The 21,798-nt window shown below is 63.9% G+C and carries 18 protein-coding genes; 4 read left to right on the top strand and 14 right to left on the bottom strand.

Annotated features, from left to right (window positions below; translation table 11 throughout):
- Positions 1-2 precede the first annotated feature (2 nt).
- Genes zwf through pgl form a run of 3 tightly spaced genes read left to right on the top strand, consistent with a single transcriptional unit; the run spans position 3 to position 3,279 of the window.
- Positions 3-1,547, top strand: a complete 1,545-nt coding sequence (zwf, locus tag ACYVF5_RS10505) for a glucose-6-phosphate dehydrogenase (protein WP_460946074.1) — start codon at positions 3-5, stop codon at positions 1,545-1,547.
- Positions 1,544-2,509, top strand: a complete 966-nt coding sequence (locus ACYVF5_RS10500; protein ID WP_460946072.1) for a glucose-6-phosphate dehydrogenase assembly protein OpcA — start codon at positions 1,544-1,546, stop codon at positions 2,507-2,509. Before zwf ends, ACYVF5_RS10500 begins: the two co-directional genes overlap by 4 nt.
- Positions 2,509-3,279: a 6-phosphogluconolactonase gene (pgl, locus tag ACYVF5_RS10495; RefSeq protein WP_460946070.1), complete on the top strand. Its 771-nt coding sequence runs from the start codon at positions 2,509-2,511 to the stop codon at positions 3,277-3,279. The genes ACYVF5_RS10500 and pgl overlap by 1 nt, the downstream gene beginning before the upstream one ends.
- Before the next feature lie 120 nt (positions 3,280-3,399).
- On the opposite strand, the gene ACYVF5_RS10490 is transcribed toward pgl, so the two are convergent.
- The 10 genes from ACYVF5_RS10490 to uvrA form a co-directional block, all read right to left on the bottom strand.
- The gene (locus ACYVF5_RS10490) at positions 3,400-3,762 is read right to left on the bottom strand and encodes an RNA polymerase-binding protein RbpA (RefSeq protein WP_460946068.1); all 363 of its coding nucleotides are present in this window, start codon (positions 3,760-3,762) and stop codon (positions 3,400-3,402) included.
- Positions 3,763-3,771: 9 nt separating this feature from the next.
- The gene (gene secG / locus ACYVF5_RS10485) at positions 3,772-4,023 is read right to left on the bottom strand and encodes a preprotein translocase subunit SecG (protein WP_460946066.1); all 252 of its coding nucleotides are present in this window, start codon (positions 4,021-4,023) and stop codon (positions 3,772-3,774) included.
- Positions 4,024-4,086: 63 nt separating this feature from the next.
- Positions 4,087-4,875, bottom strand: coding sequence for a triose-phosphate isomerase (tpiA, locus tag ACYVF5_RS10480; protein WP_460946064.1), 789 nt, complete (start codon positions 4,873-4,875; stop codon positions 4,087-4,089).
- Positions 4,866-6,080 carry a phosphoglycerate kinase gene (locus ACYVF5_RS10475; RefSeq protein WP_460946062.1) on the bottom strand — a complete coding sequence of 405 codons (1,215 nt, stop codon included), beginning with the start codon at positions 6,078-6,080 and terminating at the stop codon, positions 4,866-4,868. Before ACYVF5_RS10475 ends, tpiA begins: the two co-directional genes overlap by 10 nt.
- 13 nt (positions 6,081-6,093) lie before the next feature.
- The gene (gap, locus tag ACYVF5_RS10470; RefSeq protein WP_460946060.1) at positions 6,094-7,098 is read right to left on the bottom strand and encodes a type I glyceraldehyde-3-phosphate dehydrogenase; all 1,005 of its coding nucleotides are present in this window, start codon (positions 7,096-7,098) and stop codon (positions 6,094-6,096) included.
- 100 nt (positions 7,099-7,198) lie between these two features.
- Positions 7,199-7,825, bottom strand: coding sequence for a superoxide dismutase (locus ACYVF5_RS10465; protein WP_460946058.1), 627 nt, complete (start codon positions 7,823-7,825; stop codon positions 7,199-7,201).
- Between the two features lie 118 nt (positions 7,826-7,943).
- A complete protein-coding gene (gene whiA / locus ACYVF5_RS10460) occupies positions 7,944-8,924 on the bottom strand; it encodes a DNA-binding protein WhiA (RefSeq protein WP_460946056.1) in 981 nt (326 codons plus the stop codon).
- 45 nt (positions 8,925-8,969) lie between these two features.
- Entirely contained in the window at positions 8,970-9,851 is an 882-nt protein-coding gene (gene rapZ, locus ACYVF5_RS10455) for an RNase adapter RapZ (RefSeq protein WP_460946054.1), read from the bottom strand.
- A 43-nt stretch (positions 9,852-9,894) separates the two neighbouring features.
- Positions 9,895-11,811, bottom strand: coding sequence for an excinuclease ABC subunit UvrC (gene uvrC, locus ACYVF5_RS10450; RefSeq protein WP_460946052.1), 1,917 nt, complete (start codon positions 11,809-11,811; stop codon positions 9,895-9,897).
- 2 nt (positions 11,812-11,813) lie between these two features.
- Complete coding sequence (gene uvrA, locus ACYVF5_RS10445; protein ID WP_460946050.1) at positions 11,814-14,705, bottom strand: excinuclease ABC subunit UvrA; 2,892 nt, start codon at positions 14,703-14,705, stop codon at positions 11,814-11,816.
- 130 nt (positions 14,706-14,835) lie between these two features.
- Here uvrA and ACYVF5_RS10440 point away from each other — a divergent pair, with 130 nt between their 5' ends.
- Positions 14,836-15,462 (top strand): protein-L-isoaspartate(D-aspartate) O-methyltransferase, encoded by a 627-nt coding sequence (locus ACYVF5_RS10440; RefSeq protein WP_460946048.1) that lies wholly within the window; start codon positions 14,836-14,838, stop codon positions 15,460-15,462.
- 173 nt (positions 15,463-15,635) lie between these two features.
- Here ACYVF5_RS10440 and uvrB read toward each other — a convergent pair whose 3' ends face one another.
- The 4 genes from uvrB to ACYVF5_RS10420 all read right to left on the bottom strand — a co-directional run bounded on the left by uvrB (position 15,636) and on the right by ACYVF5_RS10420 (position 21,780).
- Positions 15,636-17,699 (bottom strand): excinuclease ABC subunit UvrB, encoded by a 2,064-nt coding sequence (gene uvrB / locus ACYVF5_RS10435; RefSeq protein WP_460946046.1) that lies wholly within the window; start codon positions 17,697-17,699, stop codon positions 15,636-15,638.
- Between the two features lie 48 nt (positions 17,700-17,747).
- The gene (coaE, locus tag ACYVF5_RS10430; RefSeq protein ID WP_460946044.1) at positions 17,748-18,368 is read right to left on the bottom strand and encodes a dephospho-CoA kinase; all 621 of its coding nucleotides are present in this window, start codon (positions 18,366-18,368) and stop codon (positions 17,748-17,750) included.
- Positions 18,369-18,472: 104 nt separating this feature from the next.
- On the bottom strand, positions 18,473-19,927 hold the full coding sequence (gene rpsA, locus ACYVF5_RS10425; RefSeq protein ID WP_460946042.1) for a 30S ribosomal protein S1: 1,455 nt from the start codon (positions 19,925-19,927) through the stop codon (positions 18,473-18,475).
- Between the two features lie 176 nt (positions 19,928-20,103).
- On the bottom strand, positions 20,104-21,780 hold the full coding sequence (locus ACYVF5_RS10420; RefSeq protein ID WP_460946040.1) for a DUF885 domain-containing protein: 1,677 nt from the start codon (positions 21,778-21,780) through the stop codon (positions 20,104-20,106).
- Positions 21,781-21,798 lie beyond the last annotated feature (18 nt).

Here is a 21,798-nt window from a genome sequence, read left to right as displayed (position 1 = left end):
CAATGCCGCCCGTAGACATCACTCCGACGTTCAACCCGCTCCGGGTTCCTTCTGATCGTCGGTTGAATCGGATAGCGGGTCCGAGCGGCCTCATCATCTTCGGAGTGACGGGTGACCTGTCACGCAAGAAGCTGATGCCGGCCGTGTACGACCTCGCCAACAGGGGGCTGCTGCCTCCGGGATTCGCCCTTGTCGGGTTTGCCCGCCGGGACTGGGAAGACCAGGACTTTATGAAGGTCGTCCATGACGCCGTGCAGGCGCATTCGCGCACCGAGTTCCGCGAAGAGGTCTGGGAGCAGCTCTCACAGGGCATCCGCTTCGTGCCGGGCGAGTTCGGAGACGATGCGGCGTTCCTGAAGTTGAAGGAGACCATCGACTCCCTCGATCGTGAGCGTGGAACCATGGGCAACCATGCCTTCTACCTCTCGATTCCTCCAAAGGCATTCCCGCAGGTCACCGAGCAGCTGCGCCGCTCGGGACTGGCGGAGCAGAAGAACGGCCAGTGGCGTCGTGTCGTCATCGAGAAACCCTTCGGCAGCGACTTGAAGAGCGCACGCGAGCTGAATGCGGTCGTCGAATCGGTGTTTCCGCCGGACTCGGTGTTCCGGATCGACCACTACCTGGGAAAAGAGACGGTCCAGAACATTCTGGCCCTTCGGTTCGCGAATCAACTCTACGAACCCATCTGGAACGCCAACTACGTCGACCACGTGCAGATCACGATGGCCGAAGACATCGGTGTCGGCGGGCGCGCGGGTTACTACGACGGCATCGGCGCAGCGCGAGACGTCATCCAGAATCACCTTCTGCAGTTGCTCGCCCTCACCGCGATGGAAGAGCCCATCTCGTTCGATGCGGCAGATCTTCGCGCTGAGAAGGAGAAGGTGCTCGCCGCGGTGAGCCTTCCGTCAGATCTCTCGACGGCGACCGCGAGAGGTCAGTACGCCGGCGGGTGGCAGGGCGGAGACAAGGTCCTCGGCTTTCTCGAGGAAGAAGGCATGGATCCTCAGTCGACGACCGAGACCTATGCGGCCATGAGGCTGAACATCAACACCAGACGATGGTCAGGAGTCCCGTTCTACCTGCGCACGGGCAAGCGGCTCGGTCGTCGCGTCACCGAGGTCGCCGTTGTGTTCAAACGGGCGCCCCAGTATCTGTTCGCCGAGAGCCAGACATCCGAACTCGGTCAGAACGCCCTGGTGATCCGTGTTCAGCCGGACGAGGGCGTGACCATCCGCTTCGGCTCGAAGGTTCCAGGCGCCGGCACACAGGTCCGTGACGTGACCATGGACTTCGGCTACGGCCACGCCTTCACCGAGGCGAGCCCCGAGGCCTATGAACGGCTTATTCTCGACGTGCTGCTCGGCGACCCGCCCCTGTTTCCCCGTCACGAGGAGGTCGAGCTCTCGTGGAAGATCCTCGATCCCATCGAGGAGTTCTGGGCGGAACAGGGTGTTCCTCTCGAGCAATACCAACCCGGTACCTGGGGTCCGGATTCAGCGGACGCGCTTCTCGAGCGCGACGGTCGCACATGGAGGCGCCCATGATCATCGAACTGCCCGACACCACTGTCAGCTCTGTCTCCAAACGTCTTGTGACGGTGCGCGAGGAGGGCGGAGCCGTCGCCCTCGGTCGTGTGCTCACCCTCGTCATCATCTCGCAGTTCGGCGAGGAAGAAGAGGCGATCGAAGCCGCGAACGACGCTTCGCGCGAGCATCCGATGCGGGTCATCGTTGTGTCGCACGCGCCCGAGGGACAGCGGGACGGCGAGCCGGCGCGGCTTGACGCGGAGATCCGCGTCGGAGGAGACGCCGGGGCAAGTGAAGTGGTCATTCTTCGTGCACACGGCGACGCGGCCAACAATCAGGAAAGCCTGATCACGGGCCTTCTGCTTCCGGATGCGCCCGTCGTCGCCTGGTGGTCGATTCCTGCTCCCGCGCACGTGTCGCGCACGCCGATCGGCCGGATCGCACAGCGACGCATCACAGACGCGTCCGAGAGCGATGATCCTCAGGCCGCGCTCGCTGTGCTGTCGCAGTGTTATGCGCCGGGTGACACGGATTTCGCGTGGACGCGGCTCACGCTGTGGCGGGCACAGCTCGCGGCCGTGCTCGACCAGCCGCCCTACGAGCCGGTGACGGCGGTGACCGTGTCAGGCTCACACGGATCCGGCTCGACTCTGCTGCTCGCCTCGTGGTTGCAGCTCCAGTTGCAGGTGCCCGTCGATCTCGAACTCACCCCACCCGGTTCAGTCGACACGGGAATCCACGGTGTCAGGCTGGTCAGGCCGTCTGGCGATGTCACCCTCGAACGCCCGCTCTCGAGCGTTGCGACACTCGCACAGCCGAATCAGCCGGTGCAGCAGCTGTCGCTCCCCCGGCGCAATCTGAGAGACTGCCTCGCTGAAGAGCTGCGTCGTCTCGATCCCGATCAGTTGTACGGTGAAGTCATCACAAAGGGTGTCAGCCAACTCGACGAGAAGGTCGGCACCGTTGGAGGTGGCAGCTGATGACAAACACACGTCGTGTGCTCGTGCACTCGGACAGCGAGGCGCTCGTAGCGTCGATCGCCGCGCGCTTTATGACCAAGACCGTGGACCTGCTCGACGAGTTCGAGCGTGTCAACATCGTGCTCGAAGGTGGGCGCATCGGGGTGAGGGTCCTCGAGGCGATCAATGCGTCGCCGGCGAGAGACACGGTCGAGTGGAACAGGATCCACTTCTGGTGGGGAGACGAGCGATGGGTGCCCGCCGGGCACGAGGATCGCAACGATGCCAAGGCGAAGCGAGCCCTGCTCGACCACATCGACCTGCCGGCAGAGAACATCCACGCGTACCCGGCGTCCGACGAGGGGCCGGACCTCGACGAGGCGGCGGTCCTGTACGCAGAGGAGCTTGCGGCGCACGCGGACTCGGAGCTCGGTGTTCCACGTTTCGACATCATGTTCCTGGGAGTCGGACCAGACGGTCACACCGCCTCGCTGTTCCCGGACCGCGGTGAAGTTCTCGAGCGCGAGGCAACGGTGGTCGCGGTTCGCGACTCGCCGAAGCCCCCTCCTGAGAGGCTCTCGCTCACTCGCCATGTCATCAATACGGCACAGCGCATCTGGGTGGAGATCTCGGGTGCGGACAAGGCTTCTGTGCTTGGCCTCGCCCTTGCGGGGGCAGCGTACAGTGAGGTGCCCATCGCGGGTATGAAGGGCCGCAAGCGGACAGTGTTCTTCGTCGACCAGGACGCCGCGGCCGAGGTTCCCGAGAATCTCATCGCACCGAGCTACTGACATTAGCTACTGACATTGAGGTGTTGACGACGTTTCTTCGACACAACAACGAATCCCCCGACCGCGGTCGGGGGATTCGTCTTTCAGTCCGCGCTCTCTCTTTCAGCCGGAACCATGCGGCTACGCCGTTGCGGTCCCGCGACGAAGACGAAGCTTCTGGAGCGCCTCGTCGAGCAGGGCATCCGCCTCTTCCTCTGTGCGACGTTCCTTCACATAGGCCAGGTGCGTTTTGTACGGCTCGAGCTTCGCGACCTCGGGAGGATTGTTCCTGTCGCGACCGGCAGGCAGGCCAGACGATGGCGAGTCGATCGTCTCTGGGATCTCTTCTTCGGGCAGATTCGCCGCGAAATACCTCACGGTCTCATTTCCCAGGGCATCCCAGTACGACACGGCAACACGCTCCGCGTGGTACCCGTGGTCCTGCTCGCCCATGGGACCGGCACCGACCCTGGAACCGCGAATAGCACTACCTCCGGCAGCCATGAATAACTCCTAAATTCCGGATTCGAATTTGGTGATCAGCCCGAGTCCGACGATGACGATGAACCAGGTCACCCCGAGAATGATCGTGATCCGGTTCAGATTTCGTTCAGCGACGCCAGACGATCCGAGATTCGATGACGTGCCGCCGCCGAACATGTCCGAGAGCCCGCCGCCTCGCCCCTTGTGCAGCAGGATGAGGAATGTGAGCAGGAGGCTTGTGATTCCAAGCAGCACCTGCAGAACTACGGTGAGTATTTCCACGAAGGACCTTTCAAGCGGCGGAACGATGTTCCATCAACCGGACAATTATACAGTGCGGTCGGTTCAGACCCCGACGTGTTTCTGATACCGCACGATGCTCGCAAACTCCGTGACATCCAGACTCGCCCCGCCGACCAGTGCTCCGTCGACGTTCGGCTCGCGCATGAAGCCGGCGATGTTCGCCGACTTCACCGATCCGCCGTAGAGGATGCGTGTTCGTGCGGCGATGTCGTCGCCGACGGCGGATGCGAGTTCCGCACGCAGCGCGGACGCAACCTGTTCGGCCTGCTCAGGCGTCGCCGCCTGGCCCGAGCCGATCGCCCAGACCGGCTCGTACGCCACAACGATGTCGTCACCCGCCGACACGCCAGAGAGCGCTTCGCTCAACTGCCGCACGGGAACAGCGCTCTGACCGTGTTTCTCGAGATCGTCTGCTGTCTCACCGACGCAGATCACCGGAACGATCCCGTGCCGGATCGCCGCGGCGGTTTTCGCGCCGACCTGGGCATCCGTCTCGCCGTGCAGCGTGCGTCGCTCGGAGTGACCGATGATCACGTAGCGGCATTCCAGGGCCTTCAGGAAGGCACCGGAGATCTCACCGGTGTATGCGCCGGAGTCGTGTTCGGAGACATCCTGCGCCCCGAAGGCGATCGGGAGCTTGTCTGCCGCCACGAGTGTCTGCACGCTTCTCAGATCGGTGAACGGCGGGAACACCGCCGCCTCGACCGCCTGGAAGTCATGCTTGGCATCCGCCAGCGCCCACGCAAGCTTCTGCACGAAGGCGATCGACTGCAGATGGTCGAGGTTCATCTTCCAGTTGCCCGCGATGAGCGGGGTGCGTGCTATTGCCATCCCAATACCTCCAGGCCGGGAAGACGCTTGCCCTCGAGAAACTCGAGGCTTGCACCTCCGCCGGTCGATATGTGTCCGAACTGTTCGTCGTTGAAGCCGAGCGCACGAACCGCAGCGGCGGAGTCTCCCCCGCCGACAACACCGAGTCCGGGTGTCTGCGTCAGGGCGTCTGCGACCGCTCGGGTGCCCTCGGCGAAGGGAGCCAACTCGAAAACGCCCATGGGGCCGTTCCAGAAGACCGTCTGCGAAGACCTGATCGTGTCGGCGAAACGAGCAGCGGTCTCTGGGCCGATATCGAGGCCAAGGCCGGATGCGCCGAACGGGGTGTCCTCGATGGCGTCGGCCCGCGTGACCGCGACGTCCGCATCGGCCGAGAACGCCGAAGCGACAACGACATCCGTCGGCAGCACGATCTCGACGCCGGCACGCTCGGCCTGCTCGAGGTACCCGCGCACGGTGTCGATCTGATCCGCTTCGAGCAGGCTCGCGCCGACGGCGTGACCCTGCGCGGCCAGAAAGGTGAACAGCATCCCCCCGCCGATGAGCAGGGTGTCGACCTTCGGCAGCAGGTGGCCGATGACCCCGAGCTTGTCTGACACCTTCGAGCCGCCGAGAACGACCGTGTACGGCCGCGTGGGTGACGATGTCAATCGTTCGAGAACGTCGAGCTCTGAGGTGATGAGTGTGCCCGCTGCGCTCGGCAACAACTCGGCGAGCTCATACACGCTCGCCTGCTTGCGATGGACGACACCGAATCCGTCAGAGACGAAAGCGTCGCCGAGATCGGCGAGTCGTTCTGCGAACCTGCGCCGCTCATCGGAGTCCTTGCTCGTCTCCCCCGGGTTGAAGCGGAGATTCTCGAGGAGCGCCACGTCACCGTCGTGGAGACCGGTGACGGCATCGTGTGCTCCCTGTCCGACGGTGTCTGCGGCAAACGTCACGGGGGCGCCGAGCAGTTCGCAGAGGCGCTGCGCGACGGGTGCGAGTGTGTACTTGGCGTCTGGAGCGCCGTCCGGTCGTCCCAGGTGCGAGACCACGACGACGCGTGCGCCCTGGTTGATGAGGGCGTTCAGCGTGGGCAGCGACGCACGCACGCGTCCGTCGTCGGTGATGACCCCGTCCTGAACAGGAACGTTGAGGTCACACCGGACGACGACACGCTTGCCGGCGAGCGAGCCCAGCGATTCGAGTGTTCGAAACGACACGGCTGCTCTTCGCCTAGAGGCGATCTGCGACGTACTCGGTGAGGTCGACGAGGCGGTTCGAGTATCCCCACTCGTTGTCGTACCACGCGGACAGCTTCACCTGGTTGCCCAGAACCCGGAGCAGGCCGGCGTCGAAGATCGACGAGTGCGGGTCGTTCACGATGTCGCTCGAGACGATCTCGTCTTCGGTGTACTTCAGGATGCCCGTGAGCGGACCCTCTGCTGCCGTTCTGTATGCGGCCTTGACCTCGTCGACCGTGACCGGGCGCGAGGTCTCGACCGTGAGGTCGGTGATCGAGCCGGTCGGGATCGGAACACGCAGCGCGAAGCCGTCGAGTTTGCCCTTGAGCTCAGGGAGCACAAGGCCGATGGCCTTCGCCGCGCCGGTGGAGGTCGGAACGATGTTGACGGCGGCTGCGCGTGCGCGGCGCAGGTCGGAGTGGGGGCCGTCCTGCAGGTTCTGGTCTGCCGTGTATGCGTGCACGGTGGTCATCAGGCCACGCTCGATGCCGAAGGTGTCGTTGAAGACCTTGGCGAGCGGGGCGAGGCAGTTCGTGGTGCACGATGCGTTCGAGATGATGTTGTGGTTGGCCGCGTCGTATTCCTGCTCGTTGACGCCCATCACGAACGTGGCGTCTTCGCCCTTGGCCGGAGCCGAGATGATGACCTTCTTGGCACCCGCCTGGATGTGCTTGACCGCGTCTTCGGCGTTTGTGAAGCGGCCTGTCGACTCGATGACGATGTCCACACCCAGGTCGCCCCACGGGAGGTTTGCGGGGTCGCGCTCGGCGAAGACCTTGATCGCCTTGCCGTCGACGACGATCTGATCCTCGTCGAAGTCGACGGTGGCATCGAGGCGACCCGTGATCGAGTCGTACTTCAAGAGGTGAGCGAGGGTTTTGTTGTCGGTGAGGTCGTTGACCGCCACGATTTCAAGCTCACTGCCCTTGGCGAGAGCTGCGCGAAAGTAGTTGCGGCCGATACGGCCGAACCCGTTGATACCGATCTTTACAGACAAGGATTCACTCCTGGTGGTGGGCGCTGAAGCGCGTTGTGCTGGGACTTGTGGAAAACGAGACGGGTTGCCCACGACGGACGCCATGGGCAACCCGCCGGTGTTACGACAGTACCAGTAGGCCTGTCGTCTTTTCGCGAGCTGCCGCGAGGCGGTCCTGGACGTTCGCCCAGTCGACGATGTTCCAGACGGCCTTCACATAGTCGGCGCGGACGTTCTTGTAGTCGAGGTAGTACGCGTGCTCCCAGACATCGAGCATAAACAGCGGGACGAGCCCGAACGGAACGTTTCCCTGCTGGTCGAAGAGCTGGAAGACACTGAGACGCTGCCCGAGGACATCCCACGCCAGAACAGCCCAACCGGACCCCTGCACGCCGAGAGCCGTTGCGGTGAAGTGCGCCTGGAACTTGTCGAAAGAGCCGAAGAACTCATCGATGGCCGACGCGAGATCGCCTGTCGGCTTGTCCCCGCCGTTCGGCGAGAGGTTCGTCCAGAAGATCGAGTGGTTCACGTGCCCGCCGAGGTTGAAGGCGAGATCCTTCTCGAGCTTGTTGACGTTGGCCAGATTGCCGGCATCGCGCGCCTCGGCAAGCTGCGCGAGAGCCGTGTTCGCTCCCGTCACGTAGGTCTGGTGGTGCTTGGAATGGTGCAGTTCCATGATGGTGCCCGAGATGCTCGGCTCGAGTGCACCGTAGTCGTAGGCGAGCTCAGGCAGGACGTATTCAGCCATATTCAATCTCCTCGTTGTCTCCATGCGTCATCGGTTGCGCACGGCTCTGAGTGACGTACTCAGTCTACTCAGGTCAACTCACCGGGCTACGGGATGCTTCCCGTAGCCCGGCAACGCATCACACGTCGTCGAGGTCGGACGGCAGGTTCGCATCCGTGCCCGGGATTCCCTCATCGCGGGCGCGTTTGTCTGCCATGGCCAGCAGGCGCCTGATCCTCCCGGCGATGGCGTCTTTCGTCATGGGCGGGTCTGCATGGTGGCCGAGCTCGTCGAGACTGGCGTCGCGGTGCCCCAGCCGCAGCTCACCTGCGTAGCGCAGGTGGTCGGGAATGTCATCCGCGAGGATCTCCATAGCCCTCTCGACCCGCGCACACGCGGCGACGGCTGCCTGTGCGGAGCGCCTGAGGTTCGCGTCGTCGAAGTTCACCAGGCGGTTGGCCGTCGCGCGCACCTCTCGACGCTGGCGGAGCTCTTCCCACTGCGTGACGGTTCCGTGCGCGCCCATCTTGACGAGCATCGTCCCGATCGCTTCACCGTCGCGGATGACCACACGATGAACGCCGCGGACCTCCCTGGCCTTCGCCGCGACGTCCAGGCGGCCGGCCGCGCCCACGAGAGCCATCGCCGCCTCGTTGCTGGGACACGAGATGTCGATGGCTGCAGATCGACCGGGGTCGGTCAGAGAGCCGGCGGCGAGAAACGCGCCACGCCAGATCGCGGCGAGCTCATCGCGTGTTCCCGTGGTCAGCTTGTTCGGCAGCCCTCGGATCGGACGTCGCCGAGCGTCGAGCAGTCCGGTCTGTCTGGCGAGTGTCTCACCGCCGTCGACGACACGGACGACATAGTGATCCGATTTTCTGGTTCCAGAAGCCTGTGAGACCGTTCCCGTGCTCTTGACGCCGTAGATCTCGGCGAGCCCCTTGCGCACACGCTGAGCCAGCTGAGGTGAGTCGAGCTCGGATTCGATGGCGATCCTGCCCGAGATGATGTGAAGTCCCCCGCTGAAGCGCAGAATCGATGTCAGCTCGGCGGCGCGCACTGAGGTCCGCGTCTCTACAGTACGGGTCAGCTCTTCTTTGACTTCTGCGGTCAGTGCCAATCGTGGCTCTCTTTCTGATGATTCCGGTAATGGGGCGCGACTGCGCTACTCGCGACCGAGGTCGCGATGCTTGACGGTGACGGCCACTCCAGGGAGCTCGCCCAGGCGTTTGGCGAACTCCGCGGCGATCGCGATCGAGCGGTGCTTTCCGCCGGTGCAGCCGACCGCGACGGTCGCGTGTCGTTTGTTCTCGCGCTGGTATCCGGCGAACACCGGTTCGAGGGCCTGCACGTAGCGGTCGATGAACTGGCGTGCGCCTTCTTGGTCGAGCACGAAGTCGCTGACTTCTTTGTCTTGGCCTGTGAACTGCCGAAGCTCGCTCACCCAGAACGGATTGGGAAGAAAACGGGCATCCGCGACAATATCAGCGTCAGTGGGAATTCCGTATTTGAACCCGAAACTCTGCACGGTCACCTGCAGCCCGGGGGTGTCCGGAGTGCGGAAGAGCTCGGCGATCTGGCTGGCGAGCTGGTGGATGTTGAGGTCTGAGGTGTCGAGGACGATGTCGCTCGACTCGCGAATCGTCGCCAGTCGCGCCCGCTCGCTCGCGATCCCGTCGAGGATCGTGCCCCCGCCTTGGAGCGGGTGCGGGCGACGTACGGCCTCGAACCGCCTGACGAGTGCGGCATCCGTCGCGTCGAGAAACACCACCCGCAGGTGGGTCCCCTCTCGCAGTGACGGGATCATCTGCTGCAGGTCGCTGAAGAAGTCGCGACCGCGAACGTCGACGACTGCCGCGATCCGGGGCAGCTCCCCTTCTGCGCGTTGGGCGAGGTCGACCAGGGGGCGCAGCATCTGGGGAGGAAGATTGTCGACGACGTACCAATCGAGATCCTCGAGGGCGTTCGCCGCCGTCGTGCGCCCCGCCCCAGACATCCCGGTGACGATGAGCACCTCTTGCTGAGGGGTCGGCTCGGTCACGATCATGCCTCTCGGTCTGGAGCGGAAAATGGTCTGCCGCGTCCCCAGCCTACCGATTCCTGAGGTGATCGTGGATGGCCTCAGCCAGTTGCGGCCCGATTCCCTGGACCTCTGCGATCTCATCGAGAGTGGCGCCTCGCAGGCGCGCGACCGAGCCGAAATGCTTCAGAAGACTCTTGACCCTCGCTGGTCCGAGCCCGGGAACCGTCGAGAGAACCGAACCGATGTCACGCTTGCGCGTTGTGCGCTGGTAGCTGATTGCAAACCGGTGCGCCTCGTCTCGCACCCGCTGGAGCAGGAACAGCGCCTCGCTGCCGCGCGGGAGGATGACCGGGTAGTCGGAATCGGGCAGCCAGATCTCTTCGAGTCTTTTGGCCATTCCGACCAGCTGGATGCCACTGGCCGTGGGCTCCGCGCCGGTGGTCGTGGGAATGCCGGCAGCGTCGAATGCACGTTTCGCCGCCTGCACCTGCGGCTGCCCGCCGTCGACGATGAGCAGCTGGGGCGGGTAGGCGAACTTCTTCGGTTTCGCCTGGACCTGATCGCCCGGTGTCTCTGCCGGGTCGCTCGCCGGATCTGCCAGGTAGGCCAGCCGTCTGGTGAGGACCTGGAAGATCGACTCGGTGTCGTCAGACGACTCGTGGATGCTGAACCGACGATACTGGTCCTTTCTCGGAAGCCCGTCCTCGAACACCACCATCGACGCCACGATGTTCGTGCCGCCGAGATGCGAGACGTCGAAGCACTCGATGCGCAAGGGCGCCTGGGTCATCCCGATCGACTGCTGGATGTCGTTCAGCGCTTCAGAGCGGGCGACGAAGTCCGAGCTCCGTTTCGTTTTGTAGAGCATCAGGGCGTTCTTCGCGTTGACGACAGCTGTCTGCATCAGGGCCGCCTTCTCCCCGCGCTTCGCGGTGCGCAACCGCACCCGTCCGTTCTCACGACGTTCGCCGAGCCATTCCTCGAGCTCTGTGGTGTCTTCTGGAAGCTCGGGGACGATCACCTCACGGGGAATGCCCGTCGCGGCGCTCCCGTCTGTGTACGCCCGCTGCAGCACGCTGTGGACGAGGTCGGCCGTCGACATGTCGAGCTCTTTGTCGACGGTCCAGCCCCTGACACCCCTGATCCGCCCGCCGCGCACAACGAACTGCTGCACCGCCGCCGCGAGATCGTCGTGCTCGATGCCGAAGAGGTCCGCGTCGACGCCGTCTCGCAGCACAACGGCGCTCTTCTCGAGAACCGCCTCGAGTGCGAGCAGGCGATCCCGATAGCGCGCGGCCGCCTCATAGTCCTGCGCGGCCGCAGCGGCCTTCATCTTCTTCGTCGCCTCTGTGACGAATCGCTTGTCGTTGCCGGCCATAAAGCTCACGAAGTCGTCGACGAGGGCGCGGTGCTCTTCGAGAGTGACCCGCCCGGAGCACGGGCCACCGCACCGACCGATCTGCCCGGGAAAACAGGGCCTGCCGGACTGCATAGCCCGCTTGTAGTTCGAGTCGGAGCAGGTGCGGATCGGAAAGGCCTTGATCATGAGGTCGATCGTGTTGTGCACGGCCCAGATTTTGGGATACGGCCCGAAATACCGCGCTCCCTTGATGCGGGTGTTCCTCGTGACCATCACGCGCGGCGCCTCGTCGCCGAGTGTGATCGCCATGTAGGGGTAGGTCTTGTCATCGCGGAACTTGACGTTGAACGGCGGATCGAACTCCTTGATCCAGGTGTACTCGAGCTGGAGGGCATCGATGTCCGAACCGACGACCGTCCATTCGACGCGGCTGGCCGTCGTCACCATTCGCCTGGTGCGCTCGTGCAGGCCTGCAAGCGGGGCGAAGTAGTTGCTCAGGCGCGCACGCAGGTTCTTGGCCTTGCCCACGTAGAGCACACGCTCATTCTCATCCCTGAACCGGTACACACCGGGGCTCGTGGGAATGTCGCCCGGCCGCGGACGGTAGCTGACTGTGTACGCCATGCTCAGCCGGCCTTGCGGGTCTCGACGCTCTCTGCCTCGAAGATCTCGTTCAGGTACACGCCTGTATGACTCCCCCGCACTGTCGCGAGGTGCTCCGGTGTGCCCTCCGCCAGCACACGCCCTCCGCCCGCGCCGCCTTCTGGGCCGAGGTCGATGAGCCAGTCGGCGGACTTGATGACGTCGAGGTTGTGCTCGATGACGATGACGGTGTTGCCCTTGTCTACGAGGCTGTTGAGCACAAGCAGCAGCTTGCGGACGTCTTCGAAGTGCAGCCCTGTCGTCGGTTCGTCGAGCACATACACACTCCGGCCGTTCGACCTGCGCTGCAGCTCTGTCGCGAGTTTCACGCGCTGCGCTTCGCCGCCCGACAGCGTCGTGGCGCTCTGGCCGAGCCGCACATAGCCGAGACCGACCTCGACGAGGGTCTTGAGGTAACGGTGGATCGCCGAGATGGGCTCGAAGAACTCCGCGGCCTCTGCGATCGGCATGTCGAGGACCTCTGAGATGTTCTTGCCCTTGTAATGCACAGAGAGCGTGTCGCGGTTGTATCGCGAACCGCCGCAGACCTCGCAGGCGACATAGACATCCGGCAGAAAGTTCATCTCGATCTTGATGGTTCCGTCTCCCGAGCACGCCTCGCAGCGCCCGCCCTTGACGTTGAAGCTGAAACGACCGGGAAGGTACCCGCGCACCTTCGCCTCGGTCGTCTCGGCGAACAGCGTGCGGATGCGGTCGAAGACACCCGTGTAGGTCGCGGGGTTCGATCGGGGGGTGCGCCCGATCGGCGCCTGGTCGACATGGATCACCTTGTCGAGGTGTTCGAGACCGGTGACCCGTGTGTGCTTGCCCGGCACCTTTCGCGCGCCGTTCAGCTTGTTCGCGAGAACACGGTAGAGCACGTCGTTGACGAGTGATGACTTGCCTGACCCGCTGACGCCGGTCACCGCCGTGAACACACCGAGGGGAAAGTCGACCGTCACCTTGCGCAGGTTGTTCACCTGGGCGCCGACGACGGTGATCATGCGCTCGGGATCCGCCGTCCGGCGTCGCTCAGGCGTTGCGATCTCTTTGCGGCCCGCCAGATAGTCGCCCGTCAGTGAGCTCGTATTGGCGACGAGTTCGGCGTACGGTCCTGAATGCACGACCGTGCCGCCGTTGACACCGGCACCGGGGCCGATGTCGACGATCCAGTCAGCCATCCGGATGGTGTCTTCGTCGTGCTCGACGACGATCAGGGTGTTGCCGAGATCGCGCAGGGTGATGAGCGTTTCGATCAGTCGCCTGTTGTCGCGCTGGTGCAGGCCGATGCTCGGTTCGTCGAGCACGTAGAGAACACCCGTGAGCCTGGAGCCGATCTGGGTTGCGAGCCGGATGCGCTGTGCTTCACCGCCCGAGAGCGACCCTGCGGAACGTGAGAGGTTCAGGTAGTTGAGCCCGACCTGGATCAGGAAGTCCAGGCGGAGCTTGATCTCGCGAAGCACCTGCGCGGCGATCTTCGTCTCACGGGCGGTGAGATCCAGTTTGTCCATGAACTCGCGGGCATCGCTGAGGCTCAACTCCGCGACATCGGCGATGCTGGCGTTGTGCACCTTCACCGCGAGCACCTCGGGCTTCAGACGCTGCCCGCCGCAGACGGGGCACGGGATCTCTCTCAGGTACTCAGACCATCTGGCCCTCTGCACATCGGTCTCCGCCTGCAGGTACTGTCGTTCGATGTATGGCATCACGCCCTCGAAGCCCGACGAATAGCTCATCTCGCGCCCGTAGCGGTTCTTCCATCGGACTTTCACCTTGAAGTCGTTGCCGCGCATCACGGCATCCTGCACGTGCGGCTCGAGATCCTGCCACGGGGTGTCGAGCGAGAAGTCGAGGTCGCGTGAGAGTCCCTCGAGCAGCTTCTCGTAGTACTGGTACAGCCCTTTGCCCTGCGTCGTCCACGGGACGATGACACCTTCGCTGATGCTCAAGACCGGGTCGCCGAGAAGAAGGCCTTCGTCGACCGACATCCGGGTGCCGAGCCCTGAACACTCCGGGCACGCGCCGAACGGCGCGTTGAACGAGAACGTCCGCGGTTCGATCTCGGTCAACTGGATCGGATGATTGTTCGGGCACGAGAGCTTCTCGCTGAAGGTGCGCGATGCATCCGGCCCCTCTTCGTCGACGAAGTTGATCTGCACAACACCGTCTGTCAGCCGAAGAGCTGTCTCAAGCGAGTCGGTGAGGCGCGACAGCACGTCCGGTCCGGCGACGAGCCGGTCGACGACCACTGAGATATCGTGTTTGTACGACTTCTTCAGGGTCGGGGGCTCGCTCAGCTGCACCTGTTCGCCGTCGACGACAGCCCTGGCGTAACCACTCGCAGCGAGCTCGGCGAAGAGGTCGACGAACTCGCCCTTCTTCTGTGACACCACGGGGCTCATGATCATGTATCTGGTGCCGATCTCGAGTTCCATCAGCTGATCGGCGATCTGCTGCACCGTCTGGCGCTGGATGACTTCACCGCACACCGGGCAGTGCGGAACGCCTATGCGGGCCCAGAGCAGCCTCAGGTAGTCGTAGACCTCGGTGATGGTGCCGACCGTGGATCGTGGATTCCGGTTGGTGGACTTCTGGTCGATCGAGACCGCGGGGCTCAGCCCTTCGATGAAATCGACGTCTGGTCGGTCGACCTGTCCGAGGAACTGCCTGGCATAGGCGGACAGCGACTCGACGTAACGACGCTGCCCCTCGGCGAAGATCGTGTCGAAGGCGAGCGACGACTTGCCCGATCCCGAGAGACCGGTGAACACAACGAGGGAGTCGCGCGGGATGTCGAGATCGACATTGCGCAGGTTGTGCACACGGGCACCGCGAACACTGAGTTTTGACGTGGAATCTACCTGGGAAATCGACACCCGAGAATTGTACGGTGCGCCACTGACATCGAGCTGGGGGTCATCGCCGGCGGCTCTCAGCTGAGAGAGGACGCTCCCATTCTCGCCGGACGGGTTGGGCCGCCGCGGCAGGACGTCCAGAATGGGCGGCATGGACGATAGGTTCCTGAGGGAGCGAATGGTCGCGGAACAGGTCGAGGCCCGCGGCGTGACGGATCGTGCGGTGACAGACGCCATGCGGCGTGTGCCGCGTCACGAGTTCGTGAGCGGCGCGGAGGAAAGCGCCTACGAAGACCACCCCGTGCAGATCGGCGACGGTCAGACGATCTCACAGCCCTATATCGTCGCGGTGATGGCAGAGGCGATGTCGATCGGGCCCGGCGACAACGTGCTCGAGGTCGGCGCCGGCTCCGGATATGCCGCTGCGGTGTTTGCCGAGATGGGAGCGGCGGTCACCACGATCGAGCGTCATTCCGGCCTCGCCGACGGGGCACGGAACGTTCTGTCACGCCTGGGCTACCACACGGTGACCGTCATCACCGGAGACGGATCCGACGGATGGCCGGACTCGGCTCCGTACGACGCGATATCGGTCGCGGCAGCGACCGAAGAGGTTCCTCCGGCGTGGCCACGGCAGCTGCGCACGGGCGGGCGACTCGTTGTGCCGCTCGGCACGCCTGGGTTCGGGCAGCAGTTGCGCGTCGGCGTGAAGAGCGAGTCCGGAGAGCTGGTCTGGCAGGACCTGGGCGGCGTGACCTTTGTGCCCCTGGTGCGCTGAGCGGACCACGAGCTGCCTGTGCAGAGCGTGCGGTGGTCGAGCAGGGTTTCGTCCCTCCGGCGTCGCTTCGCTCCGTCGGGCCTGCTCACCACCGGCGCCACCCCGGTGGTCGAGTCTGCCGAAACCCTCCCCGGTGGGTCGAGCCTGCCGAGACCCCCGGTCGAGCCCAAGACCTAGATATGCCCGGCCTTCTCCATCTGCCTCAGCTCTTGCTTGAGCTCGGACACTTCGTCCCTGAGCCTCCCGGCCAGTTCGAATTTGAGCTCCGCCGCCGCCGCGAGCATCTGGGAGTTGAGGTCGGAGATGATCGCCTCGAGGTTCTCTGCTCCCTCAGCCGCGATTCCCTCACGTCTCAGGTTCGGTGTGGGCGACCTCTTCTTCGCGTCGCGACCCGCGAGCATCTTCGCCGTGTCAGCGCCCTCACGGGCGAGCACCTCTGTGATGTCGGCGATGCGCCTGCGCAGCGGAGTGGGGTCGATGCCGTGTTCGGCGTTGTACGCGAGCTGCTTGTCTCGACGACGGTTGGTCTCGTCGAGGGCACGCGCCATCGAGTCCGTCATCACGTCGGCGTACATGTGCACTTCGCCAGAGACGTTTCGCGCCGCGCGACCGATGGTCTGGATGAGCGACGTGGACGAACGCAGAAACCCCTCTTTGTCGGCGTCGAGGATCGCCACAAGAGAGACCTCGGGCAGGTCGAGCCCTTCGCGCAAGAGGTTGATCCCGACGAGAACGTCATAGACTCCGGCTCGCAGCTCTGTCAGGAGCTCGACGCGGCGGAGTGTGTCGACATCCGCGTGCAGGTACCGCACGCGCACCCCGGATTCCGTCAGGAAGTCCGTGAGCTCCTCCGCCATCTTCTTGGTCAATGTCGTCACGAGCACACGTTCGTTTCGTTCTGAACGCAGCCGGATCTCTTCGAGCAGGTCGTCGATCTGCCCCTTCGACGGTTTGACGACGATCTGCGGATCGACAAGACCTGTCGGCCGGATGATCTGCTCGACCACTCCGTCGGCGATGCCCATCTCGTATCGACCCGGTGTCGCCGACAGATACACCGTCTGGCCGACGCGGCTCTTGAACTCATCCCACTTCAGCGGCCGATTGTCGAGGGCGCTCGGGAGTCGGAAACCGTGTTCGACGAGTGTGCGCTTGCGCGACGAGTCTCCCTCGTACATGGCGCCGATCTGCGGCACCGTGACGTGCGACTCGTCGATGACCACGAGAAAGTCATCTGGGAAATAGTCGAGCAGGCAGTGGGGCGCCTCACCGGGAGCACGCTGGTCCATGTGCCGCGAGTAGTTCTCGATTCCGGAGCAGAACCCGATCTGCTGCATCATCTCCAGGTCGAACGTGGTGCGCATCCGCAGGCGCTGGGCCTCGAGAAGCTTGCCCTGGCGCTCGAGCTCTTCGAGACGCTCGGCGAGTTCGGCCTGGATGGTCTCGATCGCCTTGTGCATCACGTCTGGGCTCGTGACGTAGTGCGAGCCGGGGAACACCGAGACGGCATCCATCTTCTGCAGCACGTCGCCCGTGAGGGGATGCAGCGAATAGAGCGCCTCGATCTCGTCGCCGAACATCTCGATGCGGATCGCGTGTTCTTCGTAGACGGGGATGATCTCGATGGTGTCTCCCCTGACCCGGAAGTTGCCGCGCGAGAAGTCGACGTCGTTGCGGTTGTACTGCATCGAGATGAACTTGCGGATCAACCAGTCCCTGTCGACCCTCTGCCCGACCTGGAGAGCCATCATCGCGTTCAGATACTCCTGCGGCGTGCCGAGCCCGTAGATGCACGACACCGTCGACACGACGACCACGTCTCTGCGGCTGAGCAGGGAGTTGGTGGTGGAGTGGCGGAGTCGCTCGACCTCAGCGTTGATCGAGGAGTCCTTCTCGATGAAGGTGTCGGTCTGCGGAACGTACGCCTCTGGCTGGTAATAGTCGTAGTACGAGACGAAGTATTCGACGGCGTTGTTCGGCAGCATCTCTCTGAACTCGTTCGCCAGCTGGGCTGCGAGAGTCTTGTTGTGCGCGAGGATCAGAGTCGGACGCTGAACGGCCTCGATGAGCCAGGCGGTCGTCGCGGATTTTCCTGTTCCTGTGGCGCCGAGGAGCACAACGTCTGTTTCGCCGGCGTTGATCCTGCCGGCGAGCTCAGCGATCGCCTGGGGCTGGTCGCCGCTCGGCGTATGCTCGCTGATGACCTCGAACGGATGCACAGAGCGTGTCGGTTGCATGCATCAAGCTTAGATCGCGCCACTGACAGTGAGGCGTGAGCGTGTGCCTCAGCCCTGCCGTTCGGTCTGGCCGTGCAGCCCCGCCCAGAAGTCGTCCACCTGCCGCATGGTGTCCTGCACCGAGCCGCTGTTGTCGATCACGACGTCTGCAATGGCCTCGCGTGCCGCGTCGGATGCCTGTGCGGCGATCCTGGATTCGGCTTCCGCCCGCGACATGCCACGGTGTTCGACCATACGACGGATCCTGGTTTCCGTGTCTGCGTGCACAACGACTATCGAGTCGAAGTGGGTGTTCTTGTCGCGACCGGCTTCGACGAGGAGCGGGATGTCGTTGACCACAACGGCATCCGGATCGTCGGCGAACACCGCAGACACGATCTCGTTCGTCCGCTCGCGGACGGCCGGGTGTGTGATGTCGTTCAGCACACGTCGCTTCGACGGATCGCTGAAGACGATGGCGCCGAGGGCGGCCCGGTCGAGGGAGCCGTCCGCGGCCAGGACCTCGTCGCCGAACTCGCGCACGATGCGCTCGAGCGCGGGACGACCGGGTTCGACGACCTCACGGGCTATGACGTCGGCATCGACGATGACGGCGCCGAGATCGCGCAGTCGGGAGGACACAAGCGATTTTCCCGAGGCGATGCCGCCGGTGAGTCCGATCAGGGTCATTGTTCAAGACTAGGACGTGTTCTCTGCGGCCCTGAAACGCCCGTAACACCGACAGGCGGTCGTGCCGCTGGGGCACGACCGCCTGTCGACGTGGCGAAAACTGCTCAGTTGCTGCTGGAGAGCTTCTCTCGCAGAGCGGCGAGGGACTCGTCGTCTGCGAGCGTGCCGAGCGACGAAGCCGACTCGTTCGCGAAGCCTGCGGGGTTTCCTGCCGCCTCGGTTGACGACTCCTCTGCAGCCGACGACGCGACCTGCTTCTTGTGGGCCTCCCAGCGAGCCTGGGCCGCAGCGTAGTCCTGCTCCCACTTCTCGCGCTGGGACTCGTAGCCCTCTTTCCACTCGTTGGTCTCTGGGTCGAAGCCTTCGGGGTACTTGTAGTTGCCCTGCTCGTCGTACTCCGTGAGCATGCCGTAGAGCGCCGGGTCGAACTCGGTGCCTTCGGGGTCGACGCCCTCGTTCGCCTGCTTCAGCGAGAGCGAGATGCGGCGACGCTCGAGGTCGATGTCGATGACCTTGACGAAGACCTCTTCGCCGACGGAGACGACCTGCTCCGCGAGTTCAACGTGCTTGCCGCTGAGCTCGGAGATGTGCACGAGGCCCTCGATGCCGTCTGCGACGCGAACGAAAGCGCCGAACGGGACGAGCTTCGTGACCTTGCCCGGTGCGACCTGGCCGATGGCGTGAGTGCGGGCGAAGACCTGCCAGGGGTCTTCCTGCGTGGCCTTGAGCGACAGCGAGACACGCTCGCGGTCCAGATCGACCTCGAGGATCTCGACGGTGACCTCTTGACCGACCTCGACGACCTCCGAGGCGTGCTCGATGTGCTTCCAGCTGAGCTCAGAGACGTGGACGAGGCCGTCGACGCCGCCGAGGTCGACGAACGCACCGAAGTTGACGATCGACGAGACGATGCCCTTGCGGACCTGGCCCTTCTGAAGGTTGTTGAGGAACGTCGTGCGGCTCTCGGACTGGGTCTGCTCGAGGAGCGCACGACGCGAAAGCACAACGTTGTTGCGGTTCTTGTCGAGTTCGAGGATCTTGGCCTCGATCTCCTGTCCGAGGTACGGCGTGAGATCGCGCACACGACGCAGCTCGATGAGCGATGCCGGGAGGAACCCGCGCAGTCCGATGTCGACGATCAGGCCGCCCTTGACGACCTCGATGACCGTTCCGGTCACAACGCCGTCAGCATCCTTGATCTTCTCGACGTCTCCCCATGCGCGCTCGTACTGTGCGCGCTTCTTCGAGAGGATGAGCCGGCCTTCTTTGTCTTCTTTCTGAAGAACGAGGGCCTCAACCGAGTCACCGACGTTGACGACCTCAGAGGGGTCGACGTCGTGCTTGATGGAAAGTTCACGTGAGGGAATGACACCCTCGGTTTTGTAACCGACGTCGAGCAGAACCTCGTCGCGGTCGATCTTCACCACGGTGCCTTCGATGAGGTCGCCGTCGTTGAAGAACTTCAGAGTCTTTTCGACCGCGGCCAGAAAGTCCTCAGCAGATCCGATGTCGTTGATGGCGACCTGCTTGGTGGTCGGGGCGGTCGTTGCGGTTGTCATGTAGTAGTTGCTCCAGTATGGACATGGTTCGGGCCGGCCGCATATGAAGATCCGGTGGATGCTTCAGGATGTTTCTGCGACGGGCAGGCGGATAGAACGTCACAAATGTGACATGTCAGTCTATCGAGGATTGTCTTTCGAGCACAACATCGGCGTGTGCCCGCGCATTCCTGGCCCTACGGCAGAAGAGCGCTGCGCAGGGTGTCGAGGCCGACACCGCCGAGGTCGAGCGCTTTGCGGTGGAATTCCCTGATGTCGAACGTGTCGCCCTCCCGGTGACGGTACTCGTCTCTCAGCTGTTCCCAGATGCGTTGTCCCACCTTGTACGACGGCGCCTGCCCGGGCCAGCCCAGGTACCTGTTCACCTCGAACCGCACGAAGCCCTCGTTCATGTTGACGTTCCGGCGCAAGAAGTCGAATGCGTGATCCGCGGTCCACGCGCCAGACAGGTCCGGCAGCTGTTTCTCGAGATGCACGCCGATGTCGAGCACAACGCGGGCTGCGCGCATCCGCTGGCCGTCGAGCATCCCCATGCGGTCGGCCGGGTCGTCGAGGTAGCCGAGCTGCTCCATCAGCCGCTCCGCGTACAGCGCCCATCCCTCGGCGTGACCGGATGTGCCCGCGAGCTGCCTGCGCCAGGTGTTGAGCTTCGCCCGGTTGTACACCGCCTGGCCGATCTGCAGGTGATGCCCGGGGACGCCTTCGTGGTAGACGGTGGTGAGCTCTCGCCAGGTGTCGAACTCGGTCACCCCCTCGGGCACGGACCACCACATTCGTCCCGGACGCGAGAAGTCGTCTGTCGGGCCGGTGTAGTAGATCCCGCCCTCCTGGGTCGGTGCGATCATGCACTCGATCGTCTTGATCTCGTCGGGAATGTCGAAATGGCTCCTGCCGAGCTCAGCCACAGCGGCGTCGCTCGTGCGCTGCATCCACTCCCGCAGGGCGTCTGTGCCGTGGAGTTTGCGGCTCTCGTCTGCATCGAGGAACTCGATGGCCTCGAGAACCGTCGCACCCGGCTTGATCTCGCGCGCGATGGCCTCCTGTTCAGAGGTCATACGGGCGAGCTCTTCGATCCCCCACTCGTAGGTCTCGTCGAGGTCGATGGTTGTGCCGAGAAAACGACGGGACTGCAACGTGTAGATGTCGCGGCCCACAGCGTCGCGTGTGCTCGCGACGGGTTCGAGTTCATGGGCGAGAAAGCTGGCGAGCTCACCATAGGCGACGGATGCCTCACCGGCGTGCCGAGCCAGGTCATTCGCGAGCGACGCGGGCAGCTGTGTGTCCTGCGGTGTCGCGTTGGCGACGAAATCGACGAAGAACCCGTTGGGCCTCGAGAGTTTCTTCACCTGCTCGAACACCTCGGCCACTTGGCGCCTCGCCGGTGTCACACCACGCTCGATGCCGAGCCTCAGCGTCTCGATATATCCCGCAACGGCCGCCGGGAGGGACCCGAGCCGGGCGGACACGGTCTCCCAATCGGCGATCTCGGCGGTCGGCATCAGGTCATACACCTCACGGATGCTCTGTGCCGGCGACTCGATGACGTTCAGGTCGCGAAGATGCAGATCGTGCTCATAACTCTCGACGTCGAGGGCGAGGTCGTTGCGCAGATCGGTCTTCGTGACGACGTCGATGGCATCAACCGGCTCCGTCGCGTCGAGCGCCGCGATCGTGCGCTTCGTTTCCGCGATGCGGTGTGCATGCCCCTCCGGGGAGTAGTCCCCGTAGCGGTGATTCACCTCGCTCCTGCCGATGTACGTGCCCACGATCGGCTGGATGCCCACGATTGTGTCGACCCAGTCCTCTGCGATCCGGTCGATCGCAGAGGGAGTGCGGTGGTCTTGTTCGGTCATGAGGGTGAGCCTAAGACC

Source organism: Okibacterium endophyticum (genome assembly GCF_054780075.1).
Note: the sequence above shows the minus strand (reverse complement) of the source record. Positions and strands in the feature narration are given on the sequence as shown.